Origin of the sequence: Streptomyces sp. NPDC057623 (assembly GCF_042800355.1) — a bacterium.
In the GTDB taxonomy this organism is placed as follows: domain Bacteria; phylum Actinomycetota; class Actinomycetes; order Streptomycetales; family Streptomycetaceae; genus Streptomyces.
This window is the reverse complement of record NZ_JBHVGZ010000092.1, coordinates 14,484-35,395: the sequence shown is the minus strand read 5'-3', so window position 1 is coordinate 35,395 and position 20,912 is coordinate 14,484. Positions and strand designations below refer to the sequence as shown.

The window sequence follows — 20,912 nt, the reverse complement described above, 5'->3', positions numbered from 1 at the left end:
ATCCTCGAACTCAAGTCGACCATCAACACGATGGTGGACCAGCTCTCCGCCTTCGCCGACGAGGTGACCAGGGTCGCCCGCGAGGTCGGCACCGAAGGCAACCTCGGCGGTCAGGCCCAGGTCCGAGGCGTCTCCGGCGTCTGGAAGGACCTCACCGACAACGTCAACTTCATGGCGCTGAACCTGACCTCCCAGGTCCGCAACATCGCCCAGGTCACCACCGCCGTGGCCAACGGCGACCTGTCGAAGAAGATCACCGTCGACGCCCGCGGCGAGATCCTCGAACTGAAGGACACCGTCAACACGATGGTGCAGCAGCTGCGCGCCTTCGCCGACGAGGTCACCCGGGTGGCCCGCGAGGTCGGCACGGACGGCCGGCTCGGCGGCCGCGCGCAGGTGCTGGGTGTCTCCGGCGTCTGGCGGGACCTCACGGACAACGTCAACTACATGGCCGACAACCTCACCTCACAGGTGCGGAACATCGCCCAGGTCACCACGGCCGTCGCCAACGGCGACCTCTCCAAGAAGATCGACGTGGACGCGCGCGGCGAGATCCTGGAGCTGAAGACCGCCATCAACACGATGGTCGACACCCTCTCCTCCTTCTCCTCCGAGGTCACCCGCGTGGCCCGCGAGGTGGGTTCCGAGGGCCAGCTCGGCGGCCAGGCGCGGGTGGAGGGCGTGTACGGCACCTGGAAGCGCCTGACGACGAACGTGAACGAACTCGCGTCGAACCTGACCACCCAGGTCCGCGCGATCGCCGAGGTCGCCTCCGCCGTGGCCCAGGGCGACATGTCCCGCTCGATCACCGTGGAGACGCGTGGCGAGGTCGCCGAGCTGAAGGACAACATCAACCTGATGGTGTCCAACCTGCGCGAGACGACCCGCGCCAAGGACTGGCTGGAATCGAACCTGGCCCGCCTCGCCGCCCTGATGCAGGGCCACCGCGACCTGATGGAGGTCGCCGACCTGCTGCTGCGCGAGCTGACGCCACTGGTCAACGCCCAGTACGGGGCGTTCTTCCTGGCCGACCCGGACGAGGAGAGCGCCTCGCTCCGCACGACCGTGCCGGCGAAGGGACTCGCGTTCATCGCCGGATACGGCTCGGCTCAGGGCGCGACCGTCGAGACCGGCGGTCTCCCGGTGCACGGACTGGTCCAGCAGGCGGCCCGCGAGAAGAAGCGGATTCTCGTCGAGGAGGCCCCGCCGGACTACATCAAGATCAACAGCGGGCTCGGCGAGGCGGCCCCGACCAGCGTCGTCATCATCCCGATCCTCTTCGAGGACAAGCTCCTCGGCGTGATCGAGCTGGCGTCCTTCTCCCGCTTCTCCGACGTGCACCTGGCGTTCTTCGACCAGTTCGTGAACACCATCGCCGTCGCCATCAACACGATCATCGCCAACTCCCGCACGGAGTCCCTGCTCGGCGAGTCCCAGCGCCTCGCCATGCAGCTCCAGGAACGCTCGGACGAACTCCAGATGCAGCAGGCGGAGCTCCAGCGCTCCAACGCGGAGCTGGAGGAGAAGGCGGCCCTGCTGGCGACGTCGTCCCAGTACAAGTCGGAGTTCCTGGCGAACATGTCGCACGAGCTGCGGACGCCTCTGAACTCGCTGCTGATCCTGGCGAGGCTGCTGTCGGACAACCCGGACGGCCATCTCACCGACCAGGAGGTCCAGTTCGCGACGACGATCCACAGGTCGGGCTCGGACCTGCTCCAGCTGATCAACGACATCCTGGACCTGTCGAAGATCGAGGCCGGCCGGATGGACGTACGCCCGAAGAAGCTGCCGCTCATCAAGCTGCTGGACTACGTCCACGCCACGTTCCGCCCGCTCACCCTGGACCGGGGGCTCGCCTTCGAGGTGTCGGTCGGCGAGAACGTACCGCGCGAGATGTACTCGGACGAGCAGCGCCTCCAGCAGATCCTGCGCAACCTTCTCTCCAACGCGATCAAGTTCACCGCGACCGGCAGGGTCGAGCTGCGGGTGAGCCGGGTGAAGGACCCGGAGCACCGATGGGGGTCCCCCCGCTCGAGCGAAGTCGAGAGTGGGGGAGTGCGCGAGAGCGACGAGGTGATCGCGTTCTCGGTGTCGGACACCGGGATCGGCATTGCGGCGGAGAAACTGCCGGTGATCTTCGAGGCGTTCCAGCAGGCCGACGGCACGACCAACCGCAAGTACGGCGGCACCGGCCTCGGCCTGTCCATCAGCCGGGAGATCGCGGGCCTGCTGGGCGGCCGTATCGTCGCCGAGAGCGAGCCCGGCCAGGGCTCCACCTTCACGCTGTACGTCCCCGTCGTCAGCCCCGGCCACCCCGCCACCGGCCCGACGACCGACGACCGCCCGCTGCCGGCACCCGAGCAGTTGTCGGCCGAGACGTACCCGACCGCGCACGACGCGGACGAGTCATGGCCGACGCCGACCAAGCTGGAGGCGTGGCAGACGGGCCGGGCGGGCCAGGTCCTGCCCGGCCGACGGGTGCTGATAGTGGACGACGACATCCGCAACGTCTTCGCGCTCACCCATGTCCTCGGCCGGGTCGGCATGCCGGTCCTGTACGCGGAGAACGGCCGCGAGGGCATCGAGACACTGGAGCGCAACCCGGACGTCGAACTCGTCCTGATGGACATCATGATGCCGGAGATGGACGGATACGAAACGATCTCCGCCATCCGCCGCACCCCGCGCTGGGCGGACCTGCCCATCGTCGCGCTGACCGCGAAGGCCATGCCCGGAGACCGGGAGAAGTCCATCGCGCGGGGCGCCAACGACTACGTACCGAAACCGGTGGACGTGGATCAGCTGCTGACCGTCGTCTGCGACCTCCTGGACCCCGAGGGCGCCAAGCCGGAGAACACCGCAGGACCGGGACAGAGCACTTCCGAGGAGGAAGAGGTCCCGCCGACCATCACCGAATGAGGCCACTTCATCATGAGCGCTGAGGCATCGACCGACGAGCGTGCCGGCATCCTCCTGGTCGACGACATGGAGGACAACCTGATCGCGCTGGAGGCCGTACTGGGGTCCCTCAACGAACCGCTCGTCCGCGCGCGTTCGGGCGAGGAGGCGATGAAGGCGCTGCTCCGGCAACGCTTCGCCCTGGTCCTGCTCGATGTCCGCATGCCGGGCATGGACGGTTTCGAGACCGCCACGAACATCAAACGACTCGACCAGACCAAGGACGTCCCGATCATCTTCCTGACCGGCGCGGAGGACGACCCTGCCTACGCGTTCCGCGGCTATTCGACCGGCGCCGCGGACTACCTGACCAAGCCGTTCGATCCCTGGGTGTTACGGGCGAAGGTGACAGTCTTCCTGGATCTGTACCGCAAGAACAGGCAACTGGAACGCCTGCTGAGCCGAGAGCACGACCACAGCAAGGAGCTGAGCGCACAGGTGGCATCCCTGGAGGAACGGCTCTCCGCCGACGCGCCTCCGGACATGAACGACCTACGCGTCAGGGTCCACGAGATACGTCGACTTATCGGCAAAGGGTGAGCCGGCCTGCTTCAAGGGGCGGGCGGAACCGCGCGAGCGACCACGTACTACCCCCGCAGCCGCCGACGGTCCCCCGCCAACCCCTCCCTCAAGGCGCTACGCCTCCCGCGTACCGGCGTACATCTCCTCGATCAGCCCCTTGTACTCCCGCTCCACCACCGGCCGCTTCAGCTTCAGGCTCGGCGTGATCTCCCCGTGCTCCACATCGAGATCCCGCGGCAGCAACCGGAACTTCTTGACCGTCTGCCACTTCTGCAGCCCTGCGTTGAGCTGCTTCACATAGCCGTCGACCATCTCGACGGTGGCCGGCGCGGCCACGATCTCCGCGTACGACTTCCCGGCGAGCCCGTTCTCCTCGGCCCACGCCAGGATCGAGGGCTCGTCCAGCGCGATCAGCGCCGTGCAGAAGTTCCGGTCGGCGCCGTGCACCAGGATGTTGGAGACGTACGGGCACACCGCCTTGAACTGCCCCTCGACCTCGGCGGGCGCGATGTACTTGCCGCCCGACGTCTTGATGAGGTCCTTCTTGCGGTCGGTGATGCGCAGGTACCCGTCGGGGGACAGCTCACCGATGTCACCGGTGTGGAACCAGCCGTCGCTCTCCAGCACCTCGGCGGTCTTGTCCGGCAGCCCGTGGTAGCCCTCCATGATGCCGGGGCCGCGCAGCAGGATCTCCCCGTCGTCGGCGATACGGACCTCCGTGCCGGGCAGCGGCTTGCCGACCGTGCCGGTGCGGTACGCCTCGCCGGGGTTCACGAAGGACGCGGCCGAGGACTCCGTGAGGCCGTAGCCCTCCAGGATGTGGATGCCTGCGCCGGCGAAGAAGTAGCCGATCTCCGGGGAGAGGGCGGCCGAGCCGGAGACACAGGCCCGCAGATTGCCGCCGAAGGCCTCGCGGATCTTGGCGAACACGAGCGTGTCGGCGACCTTGTGCTTGGCGGCGAGGGCGAAGGGCGCGGAGTGGGTGCCGGTGCGCCGGAAGTTGTCCTGGGTGACCTTGGCGTACTCGCGGGAGACCTCGGCGGCCCACTGGAAGATCTTGTACTTGGCGCCGCCGCCAGCGCGGGCCTTGGCGGCGACCCCGTTGTAGACCTTCTCGAAGATGCGCGGCACGGCCGCCATGTAGGTCGGCTGCACGACCGGCAGATTCTCGATGATCTTGTCGACGCGACCGTCGACGGCGGTGACGTGCCCGACCTCGATCTGGCCGGAGGTCAGCACCTTGCCGAAGACGTGCGCGAGCGGCAGCCACAGGTACTGCACGTCGTCCGGGCCGACCAGGCCCGTCGCGGCGATCGCCTTCGCCATGTACGCCCAGTTGTCGTGCGGCAGCCGCACGCCCTTGGGGCGGCCGGTGGTGCCGGAGGTGTAGATCACGGTGGCCAGCTGGTCCTTGGTGATCGCGCCGACCCGCTGCTTGATCAGCCCGGGGTCCTTCTCCAGCCGGGCCGCGCCGCGCTTCTCCAGTTCGTCGAGGGTGAGGATCCAGTCGGCGGTCTCGACGCCGGCCGGGTCGATCACGACGACATGCGTGAGGTTCGGCAGCTCGGCGCGCTTCTCCTTGGCCTTGGCCAGCTGCGCCGCGTCCTCGGCGATCAGCACCCGGCTCTCGGAGTCGGCCAGGATGAACGCCGACTCCTCGGCGTTGGTCTGCGGATACACGGTGGTGGTGGCCGCGCCGGCGCACATGATGCCCAGGTCGGCGAGGATCCACTCGATCCGGGTCGAGGCGGCGAGGGCCACCCGCTGCTCGGGCTCGACTCCCAGCTCGATGAGTCCCGCGGCGACCGCGTAGACCCGCTCGGCTGCCTGCGCCCAGCTCAGCGACTTCCACTCGTCCGGACCCTCACCGGAGGCCACCGGATGGCGATATGCCTCGGCGTCCGGTGTGGCCGCCACGCGCTCCAGGAAGAGGGTCGCCACGCTCGGCGGACGGTTCTCGATCAGTGTCTGTGTGTCGCTCACGACATCCTCCGGGGGCCCGCGACTGTGCGGCTGGCTCAACAGCCGGCTGGTACGGCCGGCTCATTACGGCGGTCTTCACTCGCGTGCCGTTGTTTAACTCGCGAGTAACTATCGAGCAGGGATCAGAGTAAAGGGCGACCGGCCGCCGCGTAAGGGTCCGCGGCCTGTCACTTCCACCAGATGGTCACCCCCTGTACGAGCCCGTACATGCAGAGGCCCGCCGCACTTGCGCACGACGAGCCCCTGTTGCACCGGTTTGCCGGTTCACCGCCTGTTACCAGCGGTTACTTCTTGCCCTTGCCCGACCCCGCGCTGTCATCACTGCTCAGTACGGCGATGAAGGCCTCCTGCGGAACCTCCACGGAACCCACCATCTTCATCCGCTTCTTGCCTTCCTTCTGCTTCTCCAGCAGCTTGCGCTTACGGGAGATGTCGCCGCCGTAGCACTTGGCGAGGACGTCCTTGCGGATGGCACGGATGGTCTCGCGGGCGATGACGCGCGAGCCGATGGCGGCCTGGATCGGCACCTCGAAGGCCTGCCGCGGGATGAGCTCGCGCAGCTTGGCGACGAGCCGCACACCGTACGCGTACGCCGCGTCCTTGTGGGTGATCGCCGAGAAGGCGTCCACCTTGTCGCCGTGCAGCAGGATGTCGACCTTGACCAGGCTGGAGGTCTGCTCACCCGTAGGTTCGTAGTCCAGCGAGGCGTAACCGCGCGTCTTCGACTTCAGCTGGTCGAAGAAGTCGAAGACGATCTCGGCGAGCGGCAGCGTGTAGCGGATCTCGACCCGGTCCTCGGACAGGTAGTCCATGCCGAGCAGGGTGCCGCGCCGGGTCTGGCACAGCTCCATGATCGAGCCGATGAACTCGGTCGGCGCGAGGATCGTGGCGCGCACGACCGGCTCGTACACCTCGTTGATCTTGCCCTCGGGGAACTCGCTCGGGTTGGTGACGGTGACCTCGGTGCCGTCCTCCATGACCACGCGGTAGACCACGTTGGGCGCGGTGGCGATGAGATCGAGCCCGAACTCGCGCTCCAGCCGCTCACGGATCACGTCGAGGTGCAGCAGGCCGAGGAAGCCGACGCGGAAGCCGAAGCCCAGCGCGGCGGAGGTCTCCGGCTCGTAGACCAGCGCGGCATCGTTCAACTGGAGCTTGTCCAGGGCCTCGCGCAGCTCGGGGTAGTCCGAGCCGTCCAGCGGATAGAGCCCGGAGAAGACCATGGGCTTGGGGTCCTTGTAGCCCCCGAGCGCCTCCGTGGCCCCCTTGTGCTGGCTGGTGACGGTGTCACCGACCTTGGACTGGCGGACGTCCTTCACACCGGTGATGAGGTAGCCCACCTCACCGACGCCGAGGCCGTCGGCACTCAGCATCTCGGGCGAGTTCGTCCCGATCTCCAGCAGCTCGTGCGTGGCGCCCGTCGACATCATCCTGATGCGCTCGCGCTTGTTGAGCTGGCCGTCGATGACACGGACGTACGTGACCACGCCCCGGTAGGAGTCGTAGACCGAGTCGAAGATCATCGCGCGGGCGGGGGCGTCCTTGACGCCGACCGGCGCCGGGACCTCCTTGACCACCTTGTCGAGCAGACCGTCGACGCCGAGACCGGTCTTGGCGGAGACCCTCAGCACGTCGCTCGGGTCGCAGCCGACCAGGTTGGCGAGTTCCTCGGCGAACTTCTCGGGCTGCGCGGCCGGCAGGTCGATCTTGTTCAGTACGGGGATGATCGTGAGGTCGTTCTCCATCGCCAGGTAGAGGTTGGCGAGGGTCTGGGCCTCGATGCCCTGGGCGGCGTCGACGAGGAGGACGGTCCCCTCGCAGGCGGCGAGCGACCGCGAGACCTCATAGGTGAAGTCGACGTGCCCCGGGGTGTCGATCATGTTGAGGATGTGCGTGTTGCCGGGTTCGTGGGTGGGGGCCCACGGCAGCCGCACCGCCTGGGACTTGATCGTGATGCCGCGCTCGCGCTCGATGTCCATCCGGTCGAGGTACTGAGCACGCATCTGCCGCTGCTCGACCACACCGGTCAGCTGGAGCATCCGGTCGGCGAGCGTGGACTTGCCGTGGTCGATGTGCGCGATGATGCAGAAGTTGCGGATCAGAGCCGGGTCGGTACGGCTCGGCTCGGGCACATTGTTAGGGGTCGCGGGCACGCAGGGTCCTGTCTCTTGAGGCGCCTTATGCCTCGGGTCGGATCGATACGTAGGTTCCATGGTCCCACGGGCGGCGACCGGGGACCGTTTTGGGCCGTCCGCTGGGCCACTGGTACTCTGGGTGGCTGTGTCTCATGCCCTCTCAGCACGAGACACGTCCTCAAGAAATCACCTGGCACGGGACCCGGTCTCCTTGTGAGGCTCCTGGCCCCGTGCCTGAACCTGAAAAGGCTCATTCGTGGCGAACATCAAGTCCCAGATCAAGCGGATCAAGACCAACGAGAAGGCTCGGCTGCGCAACAAGGCCGTCAAGTCCTCCCTGAAGACCGCGATCCGCAAGGCCCGTGAGGCCGCTGCCGCGGGTGACACCGAGAAGGCCACCGAGTACCAGCGCGCTGCCGCGCGTCAGCTCGACAAGGCCGTCTCCAAGGGCGTCATCCACAAGAACCAGGCCGCCAACAAGAAGTCGGCGCTTGCTTCGAAGGTCGCTTCCCTCAAGGGCTGACACTTGATTTGACCGCCGGAGGGAATCGAGCGGGCCCTCTCTCATCCGCTCCCGTCCGGCCCCCGAGCCTGTACGCGGCCTGCGTTCGCCACGCGGGTACGGGCTCAGCAGCTTCAAAGCCTCACCCCGAAGGCCCCGGCATCCGCTCTTCCCCAGGGCGGGAGCCGGGGCCTTCGGCATGTCCGCGTTCAGAGCCGTGTCACGTCCAGAAGTCGTTGGTCTTGTCGATGTCGGCGACGCACTCGTCGAGGTCGGTCATCTTGTCACCGACGATCCTGAAGACGATGCCGCCGCTCTCGTCGATGTGCTTGGAGCCCCGGTCGGCGGTGAAGCGGTGCACGGACATGGCGTGCCCACGTCCGTCGACGAAGATGTCGCGCAGCTCGACCTGGAACGACCCGCCCGTCTCCGAGTAGAGCCGCCCGTAGTACCCGTCGAGGATCGAGTCGATCCCCTTGAAGTCCCCCGAGAGCGGGTGGGAGCCGGGCACATGGTGCGTACAGTCCCCGGTCATCATCGAGCGCAGCGTCTCCATGTCTCCGCGCTGGAAGGCTTCATAGCCCTTGCGGACGAGAGCAGCGTGCGGGTGTTCAGCCATGGTGGTGGTCGCCGCCTTTCCCAATCGGTCGATACACGACAGATACGGCACATACGGCCGATACACCCGATTCTCCCCTCTCGCCCCAGGAGGTGTCTTCTGGATCAGGCCGGCTTCAGGAAACGGTTCCTCCGCGTCCCACGCCAGCAAGGGCGACGGGGATGCCGGTGCAGCACACTCAGGGCAGGCGGACGTGATGCGCGGACGGCCTCGGCGACGCCTGCGTGATCCAGAAGCCGCCTCCGGGGTGAACAGGGGCGATGGGGCGTGGCCCCTCGCCCTTAAGACAGGGGGAGCGGTGCCAGACAGCTGCCCCGGGGTGATCCAAACGACAGGGCCTAGCCCCGCCCCCTGGACCGAGCCGCTCTCGCGATGGCCACGACCGCCTTCTCCAACGCGTACTCGGGGTCGTCCCCGCCGCCCTTCACCCCGGCGTCGGCCTCGGCGACCGCCCGCAGCGCCGTCGCCACCCCGTCGGGGGTCCACCCGCGCATCTGCTGCCGCACGCGGTCGATCTTCCAGGGCGGCATGCCCAGCTCGCGCGCAAGGTCGGCGGGGCGGCCGCCGCGCGCGGAGGAGAGCTTCCCGATGGCTCGGACGCCCTGGGCGAGCGCACTGGTGATCAGGACGGGCGCCACGCCCGTCGCCAGCGACCACCGCAGCGCCTCCAGCGCCTCCGCGGCACGCCCCTCGACCGCCCGGTCGGCGACGGTGAAACTCGACGCCTCCGCACGGCCGGTGTAGTACCGCCCGACCACCGCCTCGTCGATGGTCCCCTCGACATCGGCGACCAACTGACTCACCGCGGACGCCAGCTCCCGCAGATCGCTCCCGATGGAATCGACCAGCGCCTGGCATGCCTCGGGCGTCGCGGACCGCCCGGTCACCCGGAACTCGCTCCGCACGAACGCCAGCCGGTCCGCCGGCTTGGTCATCTTCGGGCACGCCACCTCCCGCGCCCCCGCCTTGCGCGCCACGTCGAGCAGCTTCTTGCCCTTGACGCCACCCGCATGCACCAGCACGAGGGTGATCTCCTCGGCCGGTGCCCCCAGATACGCCGTCACGTCCTTGACCGTGTCGGCCGACAGATCCTGCGCATTGCGCACGACCACGACCTTGCGCTCCGCGAACAGCGAGGGACTGGTCAACTCGGCCAACGTGCCGGGCTGCAACTGTTCCGGGGCCAGGTCGCGCACATCCGTGTCGGCATCAGCGGCCCGAGCGGCAAGCACCACCTCCCGCACAGCACGGTCGAGCAGCAGCTCCTCCTGACCCACGGCAAGGGTCACGGGGGCGAGGGGATCGTCGTTCGCACTCTTCCTGGCCATCGCGCCAAGCATGGCACGGGCCACTGACAGTCGGTGCTGACGGGAAGGTTTGGCGGGGGTGGAGTGGTGGGGCGGGGGCACGGTGCTGGGGCGGGGGGGCCGGTGCGGGGGCTGGGGCATGGGCACGGTGCCCGGCGGGGTACTGGGCGAGGAGCCGCGCTGGGCGGCTACCGGGTAGCGGGGCTGCCGGGCAGGGCGGGGCGCCAGGCGAGGTGCCGCGCGGGGCGGGGCGCCAGGCGAGGGGCCGGGCAGGGCGGCTACCGGGAAGCGGGGGAGCCCGGTGCCAGGTGCCGCGCGGGGCGGGACGCCAGGCGAGGTGCCGCGCGGGGCGGGACGCCAGGCGAGGTGCCGCACGGGGCGGGTGGCCGGGTACTGGGCGAGTACCGGGATGCCGAGCCTCAGGGTCCGGGTGCCAGGGTGCCGGGCGAGGCATCGGGCGAGGGGCCCTACGGGGCTGGCGGCCGGGTGCGGGGCAAGTACGGGGGTGCCGGGTGCCGGGTGCCGGGTGCCGGGTGCCGGGCAGGCTACGGCTCCTCCCGCCAGCCGTCCCACTCCCCCGCGAACTCATCCAGCTCCCCCGGATCGAGCCGCCCTTCCTCGTCCCGCACCAGCACCAACCACTGCGCGTCCTCGGCATCGTCCTCCCCGGCCAGCGCGTCCCGCACCAGTCGTGGCTCCTCATCGATTCCGAACCGCTCCCCGAGCGCCCCGGCGACCTCCTCCGCCGCGTCACGGTCGGGCAGCACCAGCACATGTCTCACATCGCTCACGGAGCAATTCTCAGGCACCGCAAGTGACGCACACGTGCCGGGTCCGCATACACGCCCCCGCCCGACAGCCCCTGCCGAATCAGCGCCGAATCAGCCGTCCCGGTCGGGCTTCCGCACCGTCGGCACCCGCTCCAGCTCGATCCCGAACAGCTCCCGGTACACCGCCAGCGCCTCCTCGTCCGTGCCCAGCTCGCGCTCCTCACGTGTCCCGTCGGCCGCCGTCGTCTTGAACGTGCGGCCACTGAGCGTGATCCGTCCCCCTTCCTCCGTCACCCGCGAACACACCAACGACTGCGTGAAGTGCGAGGCCGGCGAGGTGCTGTGCCACCACGCCCCGGCCACGAAGTCGCCGAGTACCCGGGGCCGCCGGTCCAGCCGGTACTCCGGTCGGCCGTCCATGACGACGTCCAGGTCCGCCGCCTCCGCCGCGTCGTGCCCGCCGCGCACCCCGGCCTCGTCCGGCCCGGCCTCGACGATCCGGAACACGCCCGCCGGATCCTGCTGCTCGCCCCGCGCCTCGAACGCCAGCGGATGGTGACTGTGCGCCCCGAAGCCGACGTCCGCCAGCCATGTGCCGCCGTCCACCGTCCGCACCTTCAGCGCCATGTGGTCGTAGGGGATCCCGAGCTTCCCCTCCTTCGCGTGGACCCGCGCCGCCAGCAGCGTCACATCGAAGCCCAGCGCGCCGAGCAACGCCCCGAACACACCGTTCAGTTCGTAGCAGAACCCGCCCCGCCTCGCCCCCACCACCTTGTCCAGCAGCCTCTTCTCCTCCAGGACGATCTCCTCGCCACGATGGATCGACAGGTTCTCGAAGGGCACGGTCTGCAGATGGCGCAGATGCAGCTCACGCAGCACATCCACGGTGGGCCACGCCGGGTGCTCGACTCCCAGCAGTCGGAGATAGGCATCAACCTCAACGGAATCCATGCTTTCAGTCTCCCGCCACCCGCAGCTCCGCGCCCGAACCGGCGACCGCCAGCGCCCCGTCCTCGTCAGTCCGCAGCACCACCGCGCCCTGCGCCCGCAGCGCCGCGACGGTGCCGGGAGCCGGGTGCCCGTAAGTGTTGTCCGCACCGCAACTGATCAGCGCCAACCTCGGTGCCGCCCGGCGTATCAGCTCCGGATCCTGGTACGCCGAGCCATGATGGGCGACCTTGAGGACGTCCACACCGCCCAGCAGAGCCCCCGCCGGGGATCTCAACAGCGCCCGCTGGGCCGGGGGTTCCAGATCCCCGAGCAGCAGGAGCCGCAGCCCTGCCGACCGGACGAGCAGCGTGACACTCGCGTCGTTCGGACCGTCCGGAGCCATCGCGGAGTGCGACGGTTGGGGCGGCGGCCAGACGACCTGCCAGCTCAGCGCCCCGGTGCGCCGCTCCTCCCCGGCGGCGGCCCGGGTCACGGGAATGCTCCTGGCCGCCGCTTCCCTGCGCACGAACTCCACCTGGTCCACGGGCGCTTCGTGCCCCGTCGTCTCGATCGCGCCCACCGCGCGCCCGCGCAGAACGCCGGGCAGGCCCGCCACATGGTCGGCGTGGAAGTGGGTCAGGACGACGAGCGGGACCCTGGTGATGCCGAGTGTGCGCAGACACCGGTCGACCAACGTCGGATCCGGGCCGGCGTCCACGACCACGCCCGTCCCCTCGCCCGCCGCGAGCACCATCGCGTCGCCCTGCCCCACATCGCACATCGCGAACCGCCACCCGGGCAGGGGCCAGCCCGTGACCACCCTGGTCAGCGGCGGCGGCTGCACCACCACGAGCAGGAGCAGCACCCCGCAGACCCCGCACCACCAGGGGTGCCGCAGCATCCGCCGGCCGGCCATCAGAACGAGCACCGTGACGAGGGCGAGCAGCGCCGCCCCGGTCCAGCTGCCGGGCCAGTCCACCCCCGCCCCGGGCAGTGCGGCGCCCGTCCGCGCGACATCCGCGATCCACCCGGTCGGCCAACTCGCGCCCCAGGCCATCGCCTTGGCCAACGGCATCGCGAGCGGTGCCGTAGCCAACGCCGCGAAGCCCAGCACCGTCGCCGGTGCGATCGCGAACTCCACGAGCAGATTGCACGGCACCGCCACCAGGCTCACCCGGGCCGACAGCACCGCCACGACCGGCGCGCACAGGGCCTGCGCGGCAGCCGCGGCCGCCAGGGCCTCGGCCAACCTCGACGGCACCCGGCGCCGTCGCAACGCCGCGCTCCACCGGGGCGCGAGGGTGAGCAGGGCGCCCGTGGCCAGGACGGAGAGCAGAAAGCCGTAGCTGCGGGCCAGCCACGGGTCGTACAGCACCAGCAGCAGTACGGCCGTCGCCAGCGCCGGGATCAGCGATCTGCGGCGTCCGGTCGCCAAGGCGAGCAGCACGACGGCCCCGCAGGCCGCTGCGCGCAGCACGCTCGGGTCCGGCCGGCACACGACGACGAACCCCAGGGTGAGCGCCCCGCCGAGCAGCGCGGTCGTCCGCAGGGAGATACCGAGGCGGGACGCGAGGCCACGGCGCTCGGCCAGCTGGGCCATCCCGGGCGGGCCGATGAGCAGGGCGAGGATGATCGTGAGGTTGCTGCCGGAGACGGCGAGCGTGTGCGCGAGGTCGGTCTCCTTGAACGCCTCGTCCAACTCCGGGGTGATCCGCGAGGTGTCGCCCACGACCAGCCCCGGCAACAACGCCCGCGCGTCCGCCGGCAATCCGTCGGTCGCCTCCCGCAGCCCGGCCCGCAGCCGCCCCGCCAGCCGCTGGGCCGCCGACGGCTCCCCCACGATCTCCGGCACCGCCGGGTCCCGCACCCGCAGCACGGCCGCGACCCGGTCCCCGTCCGCCATCGCGGGCGCGAGCCCCGCGGTCACCCGCAATCGCGTAGAGGGCAGCAGGCTCAGCCAGGGAGCCGGCCGGCCGTCGGAGGGCCCCCGCCCACCGTCGATGACCATCAGCACCGGCGCCCGGGTCGCGACCGCAGTGCCGTCCACCTCTTCCACGCGTAGTACGTCCGCGTTGATCAGCACGGAGGTCGGCGCCATGTGATCTCCGCTGACCCTGGGCCGGGTGAGCCGGGGATCAGAGGTGAGCTCGACCTCGGCGGTCACGGTGGCGTACTCCCCCGCCAGCCCAGGCACCGGCCCACGCCGCAGATCGGCCCCGTGCAGCCCTGCGGACACGGCGGCCGCGGCGACGCAGAGCAGTACAGCTGCGACCGAGATGCGCGGCCAGGTGATGCGCACGGCGGCGGAGCACTGACTTCGCGACCTGGTCCGCTGCTCCGGCGGGTAATCCGGCTCGGGGCCGGTCGGACGCTCCTGCCCGGTCGGAGGCTTCGGCCCGGCCGGAGGCTTGGAACCGGCCGGAGGCTTGGAACCGGCCGGGCGCACGAGACCGACCGAACGCCTGAGCCCGGCTGGTGAGCCACTGCCCGCCTCGCTGTGATCAGCCTCCACACCACCGACCCGACCGTCGCCGGCCTCGTCACCACCGAGCCCTCCATCGCCCACCTCACCCCGCCGCACCAGCAGCAGCACCCCCGCCGCGACCAGGCCCACCACCGCCACACCGGCTGCCCACCCCGGTGGGGCGTCCAGCATCAGTGCCGCCGTCGCCCAGGCGGCGAGCGCCGGCGGAACGAGTCGGAGGTCCGTCGGTCCTTCCTGACGGGGGTGGGACGCGCCCAGCCGACTTCGGGACGCGGCGTGAACGGCGGCGCGGGAGGGCGCGAGGTCAGGTGCGCGGTCGTGTGCGCGAACGTCGCGCCTCATGGCCGTACGAGATTCCGTAGATCGGCGAATCGGCGGTCGCCGATGCCGTTGACCTCGCGCAGTTCGTCCACCGAGCGGAAGCCGCTGTGCTGGGTGCGGTAGTCGATGATGTGCTGGGCCAGCACCGGGCCGACGCCCGGGAGTGTGTCGAGCTGGTCCACGGTGGCCGTGTTGAGGGAGACCGGTGCGGTGGGCGCCGCCCCCGCGATCGCGCCAGCGCCCGCTCCCGTACCGGGAGCGCCTCCGGGCACGGCGGCCGGGTCTCCGACGATCACCTGCTCGCCGTCCACCAGGAACCGGGCCCGATTGAGGCTGTCGGTCTTCGTACCGGGACGCACTCCGCCGGCCGCGCGCAGAGCGTCGGCGACCCGCGAGCCTGCGGGCAGGCGGTGGATGCCCGGCTCGCGCACCTTGCCGCTGACGTCCACCACGATCTCGGGAGCGGCCGTGCCCGACGCACCCGAGGCACCGCCCGTCGACATCCCCGGCTCGGTCTTCCCGCCCTGCTGCTCTCCGCCGTACGCGGCCGCCGCCCGCACCACCTCGGGCGCTCGCACGGACTGCGCCCGGCCGGCCCAGAAGTGCTGCACGGCGAACCCGGCGGCGAGGACGAGTACCACAGTGAGCGCGACCACGCTCCGCCGCTCCAGTCCACACCTCGCCTGCAACCACACCGGCATCCGCTCCCGCAAAGCCGACCCGGCCCTCGACCGCCAGACCCCGGCATCCGCGTCACCGGTCCCGCTCCCGACACCAGCACCAGCACCAGCACCAGCACCGATGTCGGCCTCCGGCACGTCCAAGCCCTCGGACCAGTCGCCATACCGGTCGCCCACGCGCACATCCGGCCGCACGCGCCGCCCGCCGCTCAGATCCTCCCCCGACTCCCCAACCCCTACAGGGCTGGCAGGCGTCTCCCTCACCCCGGCCCCCGGGGCATGCCCCTCCTCGCCCGGTGGCGGCCCCGCTCCCGACTCCCGCCACTCCACGGCCCGTTCGGCGAAAATCACCTCAGCCCTGCGCCGCAGCTCCGCTGCCGACGCGTGGCGCTGCCGTGCCCGCCCCCGGACATACAGGCGTGATCGATGGCGGGTGCGGCCATCGGAGTGGGGGCCGCGGCCCGGGCCGCTGCTTACCGTCGCGGTGCGTGTGCGTGATCGAAGTGCCATGCGACGAGGATCGGACACCTCGACGCCCTCGCGATGATCTTGCTCAATTCCCGGGGATTACCGCTCAGTTGTGGATAACTCCGCCACCCACACGAGTGGCTCCCCGCTGAGGGCCCATCCCTGAGGGCCCATCTCTGAGGGCCCATCTCTGAGGGCCCGCCTGCGGACCTGACCTAGAGCTCGTCCCCGGGAACCACCCCTGAGGCCCCGTCACCGCGGCGAAACCACAACCCCCAACAACCCAGGCCCCGTATGCGCCCCGATCACCGCCCCGACCTCGCTCACATGCAGGTCGGCCAGCCCCGGCACCCGCGCTCGCAGGCGGTCCGCCAGTGCCGACGCCCGGTCGGGGGCGGCGAGATGGTGCACCGCGATGTCGACCCGCGCACTGCCCGCGCGGTCGGCCGCGATCTCCTCCAGGCGGGCGATGGCCTTGGAGGCCGTCCGTACCTTCTCCAGAGGGCCGATCCGCCCGTCCTCCAGCTGGAGCAGCGGCTTCACCGCTAGCGCCGAGCCCAGCAGGGCCTGTGCGGCCCCGATGCGGCCGCCGCGGCGGAGATAGTCGAGGGTGTCGACGTAGAAGTAGGCGGCGGTGGCCCCCGCCCGCTTCTCCGCGGCCGTGACGGCTTCGTCCACCGTGCCGCCCGTCTCCGCCGCCTCCGCTGCGGCGAGCGCGCTGAACCCGAGCGCCATCGCGACCATCCCGGTGTCCACCACCCGCACCGGCACCGGCGCCTCGCGCGCCGCGAGGACGGCCGCGTCGTAGGTGCCGGAGAGCTCGGCGGACAGGTGCAGCGAGACGATGCCGCTGGCGCCGGACTCGGCGACCCTGCGGTAGTGCTCAGCGAAGACCTGAGGGCTGGGGCGCGAGGTGGTGACGGAGCGTCGCTTCTGCAACGCCTGGGCGAGGGAACGGGTCGAGATCTCGGTGCCCTCGTCCAGCGCCTGCCCGCCGAGGACCACGGTCAGCGGTACTGAAGTGATGCCGTGGCGCTCCATCGTCCGCGGCGGCAGGTAGGCCGTTGAATCGGTGACGATCGCGACATGGCGGGACATGAGCTGGAGGTTACCTGGCGTAGCGCCCGGGCGGCAGCCCGACCCCGCTCACCTGGGAATGCCTTGACCGGATCAACTCGTGCTCCCCCGGGCTCAAGTGGTGCTCTCGGGGCGGGCCTTCTTCTGCCAGGGGTATGTCGGGCGAGGGCCGGGCGGGGTGATGGCGGGCCTCGTGGGCTCCTCGGCCCGCTGCGTCTGAGGGGTGTCCGGCCAGGTCTGCCCGGCCGCCGGCTCGGCGTGGGTGGCGGGGGCCTCCGGCCACGGGGGCGGGGGCGTCGCGGACGAGGCCGATGACGCCGAGGCCGATGACGAAGCGGGCTCCTCCGTCTGCCAGTGCCGCAGGGCGCCGGTCTCCACGTCGATCTGCGCGCTGAGGGTGTCCAGGTCGTCGTCGGCGAAGCGGCGGGCCCGGTCGCGGGCCGCCCAGCGCAGCGAGTCGGCGGCATGGACGATGCGCTCGGTGCGCTCTCGCAGGTCGGGCAGCCGCTCGGCGAGCGTCGCGCGGTCCGGCTCGGACTCCAGGCGCCTCAGCTCCGCGTCCAGTTCGTGCCCGTGCGCGCTGAGGCGCTGGAAGAGGCCGAGGGATTCCTTGAGGGACTCGTCCTCGGTCGCGCCCGCGTGCAGAGCGTCCTGGGTGGCCCGCATGGAGGTGCGCAGCTTCAGCCTCAGCTGGGCCAGCTCGCCGGCCGCGCCCGGCTGGGCGAAGGACTTGGCCCGCAGGGTGTGGTCCTCGACCGTGCGCCGGGCATGCGTGATGGTGTCGTCGACGCGGCGTTTGGCGGCGCCGACCACCTTCACCGTGGCGTAGGCGCCGAGCACGACGAAGAGCACGAAGAGCAGGGCCACGACTGCGATCGCTGCTTCCACGGGCTCCTCCTCAGGCCGGTCGCGACACACACCGCGTCACTCTTCAACGGTAAACGCAGCAGGCAGGCCCGGAGTTCCAGCAGAACCCCGAACCTGCCCGTAGGGGATCACCCCGAGAGAAGATCACGCCGAGCCGGCAGTGCAGCCACGCTCACGGCAGTACCCAATCGAGCAGCCACGCTCACAGCAGTACCGAATCGGCAGCCACACTCACAGCAATACCGAACCGGCAGCCGCGCTCCCAGCACAGCCCTGCACCACCCGCCGCACGCACCCCCGGCAGCCCTCCCCGGCCCGATCACCGAAGGCCTACGCCGGAACGATGTTCACCAGCTTCGGCGCGCGCACGATCACCTTGCGGATCCCAGCGCCGTCCAGCGCCGCCACGACCTTCTCGTCAGACAGCGCGACCTTCTCCAGGTCCGCGTCGGAGATGGCCGGCGAGACGTCCAGGCGGGCCTTGACCTTGCCCTTGATCTGCACGACACAGGTCACGGTCTCGTCCACGACGTACGCCGGGTCGGCGACGGGGAAGTCCTGGTGCACGACCGAGTCCTCGTGGCCCAGCCTGCGCCACAGCTCCTCGGCGACGTGCGGGGCCAGCGGCGCGACCATCAGCACCAGCGCCTCGGCGACCGAATGCGGCACCGCACCGCCCGCCTTGGTCAGGTGGTTGTTCAGCTCGGTGACCTTGGCGATCGCGGTGTTGAACCGCATGCCCTCCAGGTCCCCGCGCACCCCGTCGATCGCCTTGTGCAGGGCACGCAGCGTGTCCTCGTCGGGCTCGGCGTCCACCACCGTCACGGCACCGGTCGTCTCGTCGACGACGTTGCGCCACAGCCGCTGCAGCAGCCGGAACTGGCCGACCACCGCGCGCGTGTCCCACGGCCGGGACACGTCCAGCGGGCCCATCGCCATCTCGTACAGACGCAGCGTGTCGGCGCCGTACTCGGCGCAGATCTCGTCCGGGGTGACCGCGTTCTTCAGGGACTTGCCCATCTTGCCCAGCAGCCGGGAGACCTTCTCACCCTGGTAGTAGTAGGCGCCGTCGCGCTCCTCCACCTCGGCGGCCGGCACCGCGATGCCACGGCTGTCGCGGTAGACGTAGGCCTGGATCATGCCCTGGTTGAACAGCTTGTGGAACGGCTCCACCGAGGAGACGTGCCCCAGGTCGAACAGGACCTTGGACCAGAAGCGCGCGTACAGCAGGTGCAGCACGGCGTGCTCGGCGCCGCCGACGTACAGGTCGACGCCGCCGTGCGGCTGGCCCTCGCGCGGGCCCATCCAGTACTGCTCGATCTCCGGGTCGACCAGCTTCTCGCTGTTGTTCGGGTCCAGGTAGCGCAGCTCGTACCAGCAGGAACCGGCCCAGTTGGGCATGGTGTTGGTCTCACGCCGGTAGCGCTTCGGCCCGTCGCCCAGGTCCAGGGTGACGTTGACCCAGTCCTCGTTGCGCGACAGCGGCGTCTCGGGCTGGGTGTCGGCGTCGTCCGGGTCGAAGGTGCGCGGCGAGTAGTCCTCGACCTCGGGCAGCTCCAGCGGCAGCATCGACTCGGGCAGGGAGTGGGCGATGCCGTCCTCGTCGTAGACGATCGGGAAGGGCTCGCCCCAGTAGCGCTGACGGCTGAACAGCCAGTCGCGCAGCCGGAAGTTGACGGTGCCCTCGCCGACACCGGACCGCTCCAGCCACTCGGTGATGCGCGCCTTGGCCTCGGCGACGCCCAGGCCGTCCAGGGACACGCCCTCGCCGGTGGAGTTGATGATCTTCGCGTCGTACGACCCGAAGGCGTCCTCCCACGTCGAGGTGTCCGTGCCCCGGCCGTCCGTCGGCTCGACGATGCAGCGGATCGGCAGTTCGAAGGCGCGCGCGAACTCGAAGTCACGCTGGTCGCCGCACGGTACGGCCATGATCGCGCCGGTGCCGTAGCCCATCAGGACGTAGTCGGCGATGAAGACGGGGACCTGCTCGCCGTTGACCGGGTTGGTCGCGTACGAGCCGATGAAGACGCCGGTCTTGTCCTTGGCCTCGGCCTGGCGCTCGACGTCCGACTTGGAGGCGGCCTGCGCGCGGTAGGCGGCGACGGCCTCGGCCGGGGTCGCGTGGCCGCCGGTCCACACGTCGTGCGTGCCCTCGGGCCAGGCGTCCGGGGTGAACTTCTCGACCAGCGGGTGCTCCGGCGCCAGCACCATGTAGGAGGCGCCGAACAGGGTGTCGGGCCGCGTGGTGAAGACCGTGATGCGCTCCCCGTCGATCGGGAAGTCGACGCGGGCGCCCTCGGAGCGGCCGATCCAGTTGCGCTGCTGCAGCTTGATGGCCTCGGGCCAGTCCAGCTCGGTCAGGTCGTCCAGCAGCCGGTCGGCGTACGCGGTGATGCGCATGTTCCACTGGCGCAGCTTGGCCTTGAAGACCGGGTAGTTGCCGCGCTCGGAGCGGCCGTCGGCCGTGACCTCCTCGTTGGCCAGGACGGTGCCCAGCCCGGGGCACCAGTTGACCGGCGCGTCCGAGGCGTACGCCAGCCGGAACCCGCCCAGGACGTCGGCCCGCTCGGCGGCGGTCAGCTCGCTCCACGCGCGCGTGTGCCCCGGTACGGCACGCTCACCGGACTCGAAGGCCGCGATCAGCTCGGAGATCGGGCGGGCCTTGTTCGCCTCGTCGTCGTACCAGGAGTTGAAGATCTGCAGGAAGATCCACTGGGTCCACTTGTAGTAGTCCGGGTCGATCGTGGCGAACGACCGGCGCTTGTCGTGGCCCAGGCCCAGCCGGCGCAGCTGGACCTTCATGTTCTCGATGTTGGCCTCGGTGGAGACACGCGGGTGCGTGCCGGTCTGCACGGCGTACTGCTCGGCGGGCAGGCCGAAGGCGTCGAAGCCCAGGGTGTGCAGGACGTTGTGGCCGGTCATGCGCTGGAAGCGCGCGAAGACGTCGGTGGCGATGTAGCCCAGCGGGTGACCGACGTGCAGGCCCGCACCGGAGGGGTACGGGAACATGTCCATGATGAACTTCTTGGGCTTGGCGACCAGCTCGGGGTCACCCGCCAGGTCCCCCTTCGGGTTCGGCGCCGCGTAGGTGCCCTCGGCGTCCCAGAAGTCCTGCCAGCGTGCCTCGATGTCGGCCGCCATGGCGGCCGTGTAGCGGTGCGGCGCGGCCACCTCGGCGGTGGCAGCGGGGTTCGTCTCGCTCATGATCCTCAAAGCTCCATCGATCGTCTCTGCCAGCGGCTGCGGTTCTCTGGAAACGAAAAATCCCCTCGCACAGGAGGGGACGCC

General features: G+C 70.3%; 14 protein-coding genes. 3 read left to right on the top strand and 11 right to left on the bottom strand.

Going from position 1 to position 20,912, the window contains the following annotated elements; all coding sequences use genetic code 11:
- Together ACFU95_RS45630 and ACFU95_RS45625 are read left to right on the top strand one after the other, a co-directional pair.
- On the top strand, positions 1-2,919 hold a 2,919-nt coding region (locus ACFU95_RS45630; protein WP_383841943.1), incomplete at its 5' end, for a HAMP domain-containing protein.
- A 12-nt stretch (positions 2,920-2,931) separates the two neighbouring features.
- Entirely contained in the window at positions 2,932-3,498 is a 567-nt protein-coding gene (locus ACFU95_RS45625; RefSeq protein WP_383841940.1) for a two-component system response regulator, read from the top strand.
- A 96-nt stretch (positions 3,499-3,594) separates the two neighbouring features.
- On the opposite strand, the gene ACFU95_RS45620 is transcribed toward ACFU95_RS45625, so the two are convergent.
- Positions 3,595-5,463: an AMP-dependent synthetase/ligase gene (locus ACFU95_RS45620; RefSeq protein ID WP_383841937.1), complete on the bottom strand. Its 1,869-nt coding sequence runs from the start codon at positions 5,461-5,463 to the stop codon at positions 3,595-3,597.
- A 284-nt stretch (positions 5,464-5,747) separates the two neighbouring features.
- Positions 5,748-7,616 (bottom strand): translation elongation factor 4, encoded by a 1,869-nt coding sequence (gene lepA / locus ACFU95_RS45615; protein WP_383841934.1) that lies wholly within the window; start codon positions 7,614-7,616, stop codon positions 5,748-5,750.
- A gap of 238 nt (positions 7,617-7,854) precedes the next feature.
- Between lepA and rpsT the strand changes: the two genes are divergently transcribed.
- Entirely contained in the window at positions 7,855-8,121 is a 267-nt protein-coding gene (gene rpsT, locus ACFU95_RS45610; protein WP_351927562.1) for a 30S ribosomal protein S20, read from the top strand.
- Positions 8,122-8,320: 199 nt separating this feature from the next.
- Here rpsT and ACFU95_RS45605 read toward each other — a convergent pair whose 3' ends face one another.
- From ACFU95_RS45605 to leuS, 9 genes are all read right to left on the bottom strand, one after another.
- A complete protein-coding gene (locus ACFU95_RS45605; RefSeq protein WP_383841930.1) occupies positions 8,321-8,719 on the bottom strand; it encodes a nuclear transport factor 2 family protein in 399 nt (132 codons plus the stop codon).
- A gap of 338 nt (positions 8,720-9,057) precedes the next feature.
- A complete protein-coding gene (holA, locus tag ACFU95_RS45600) occupies positions 9,058-10,047 on the bottom strand; it encodes a DNA polymerase III subunit delta (RefSeq protein WP_383841927.1) in 990 nt (329 codons plus the stop codon).
- Positions 10,048-10,571: 524 nt separating this feature from the next.
- Complete coding sequence (locus tag ACFU95_RS45595; RefSeq protein WP_383841924.1) at positions 10,572-10,817, bottom strand: hypothetical protein; 246 nt, start codon at positions 10,815-10,817, stop codon at positions 10,572-10,574.
- Positions 10,818-10,907: 90 nt separating this feature from the next.
- On the bottom strand, positions 10,908-11,747 hold the full coding sequence (locus ACFU95_RS45590) for an arylamine N-acetyltransferase (protein ID WP_383841921.1): 840 nt from the start codon (positions 11,745-11,747) through the stop codon (positions 10,908-10,910).
- A gap of 4 nt (positions 11,748-11,751) precedes the next feature.
- The gene (locus ACFU95_RS45585) at positions 11,752-14,553 is read right to left on the bottom strand and encodes a ComEC/Rec2 family competence protein (protein WP_383841918.1); all 2,802 of its coding nucleotides are present in this window, start codon (positions 14,551-14,553) and stop codon (positions 11,752-11,754) included.
- Positions 14,550-15,722 carry a helix-hairpin-helix domain-containing protein gene (locus ACFU95_RS45580; RefSeq protein ID WP_383841915.1) on the bottom strand — a complete coding sequence of 391 codons (1,173 nt, stop codon included), beginning with the start codon at positions 15,720-15,722 and terminating at the stop codon, positions 14,550-14,552. The genes ACFU95_RS45585 and ACFU95_RS45580 overlap by 4 nt, the downstream gene beginning before the upstream one ends.
- 210 nt (positions 15,723-15,932) lie before the next feature.
- Positions 15,933-16,778 (bottom strand): DegV family protein, encoded by an 846-nt coding sequence (locus tag ACFU95_RS45575; protein ID WP_383841912.1) that lies wholly within the window; start codon positions 16,776-16,778, stop codon positions 15,933-15,935.
- A gap of 93 nt (positions 16,779-16,871) precedes the next feature.
- A complete protein-coding gene (locus tag ACFU95_RS45570) occupies positions 16,872-17,645 on the bottom strand; it encodes a hypothetical protein (protein ID WP_383841909.1) in 774 nt (257 codons plus the stop codon).
- Positions 17,646-17,954: 309 nt separating this feature from the next.
- Entirely contained in the window at positions 17,955-20,828 is a 2,874-nt protein-coding gene (gene leuS, locus ACFU95_RS45565; RefSeq protein WP_383841906.1) for a leucine--tRNA ligase, read from the bottom strand.
- Between the last annotated feature and the right edge of the window lie 84 nt (positions 20,829-20,912).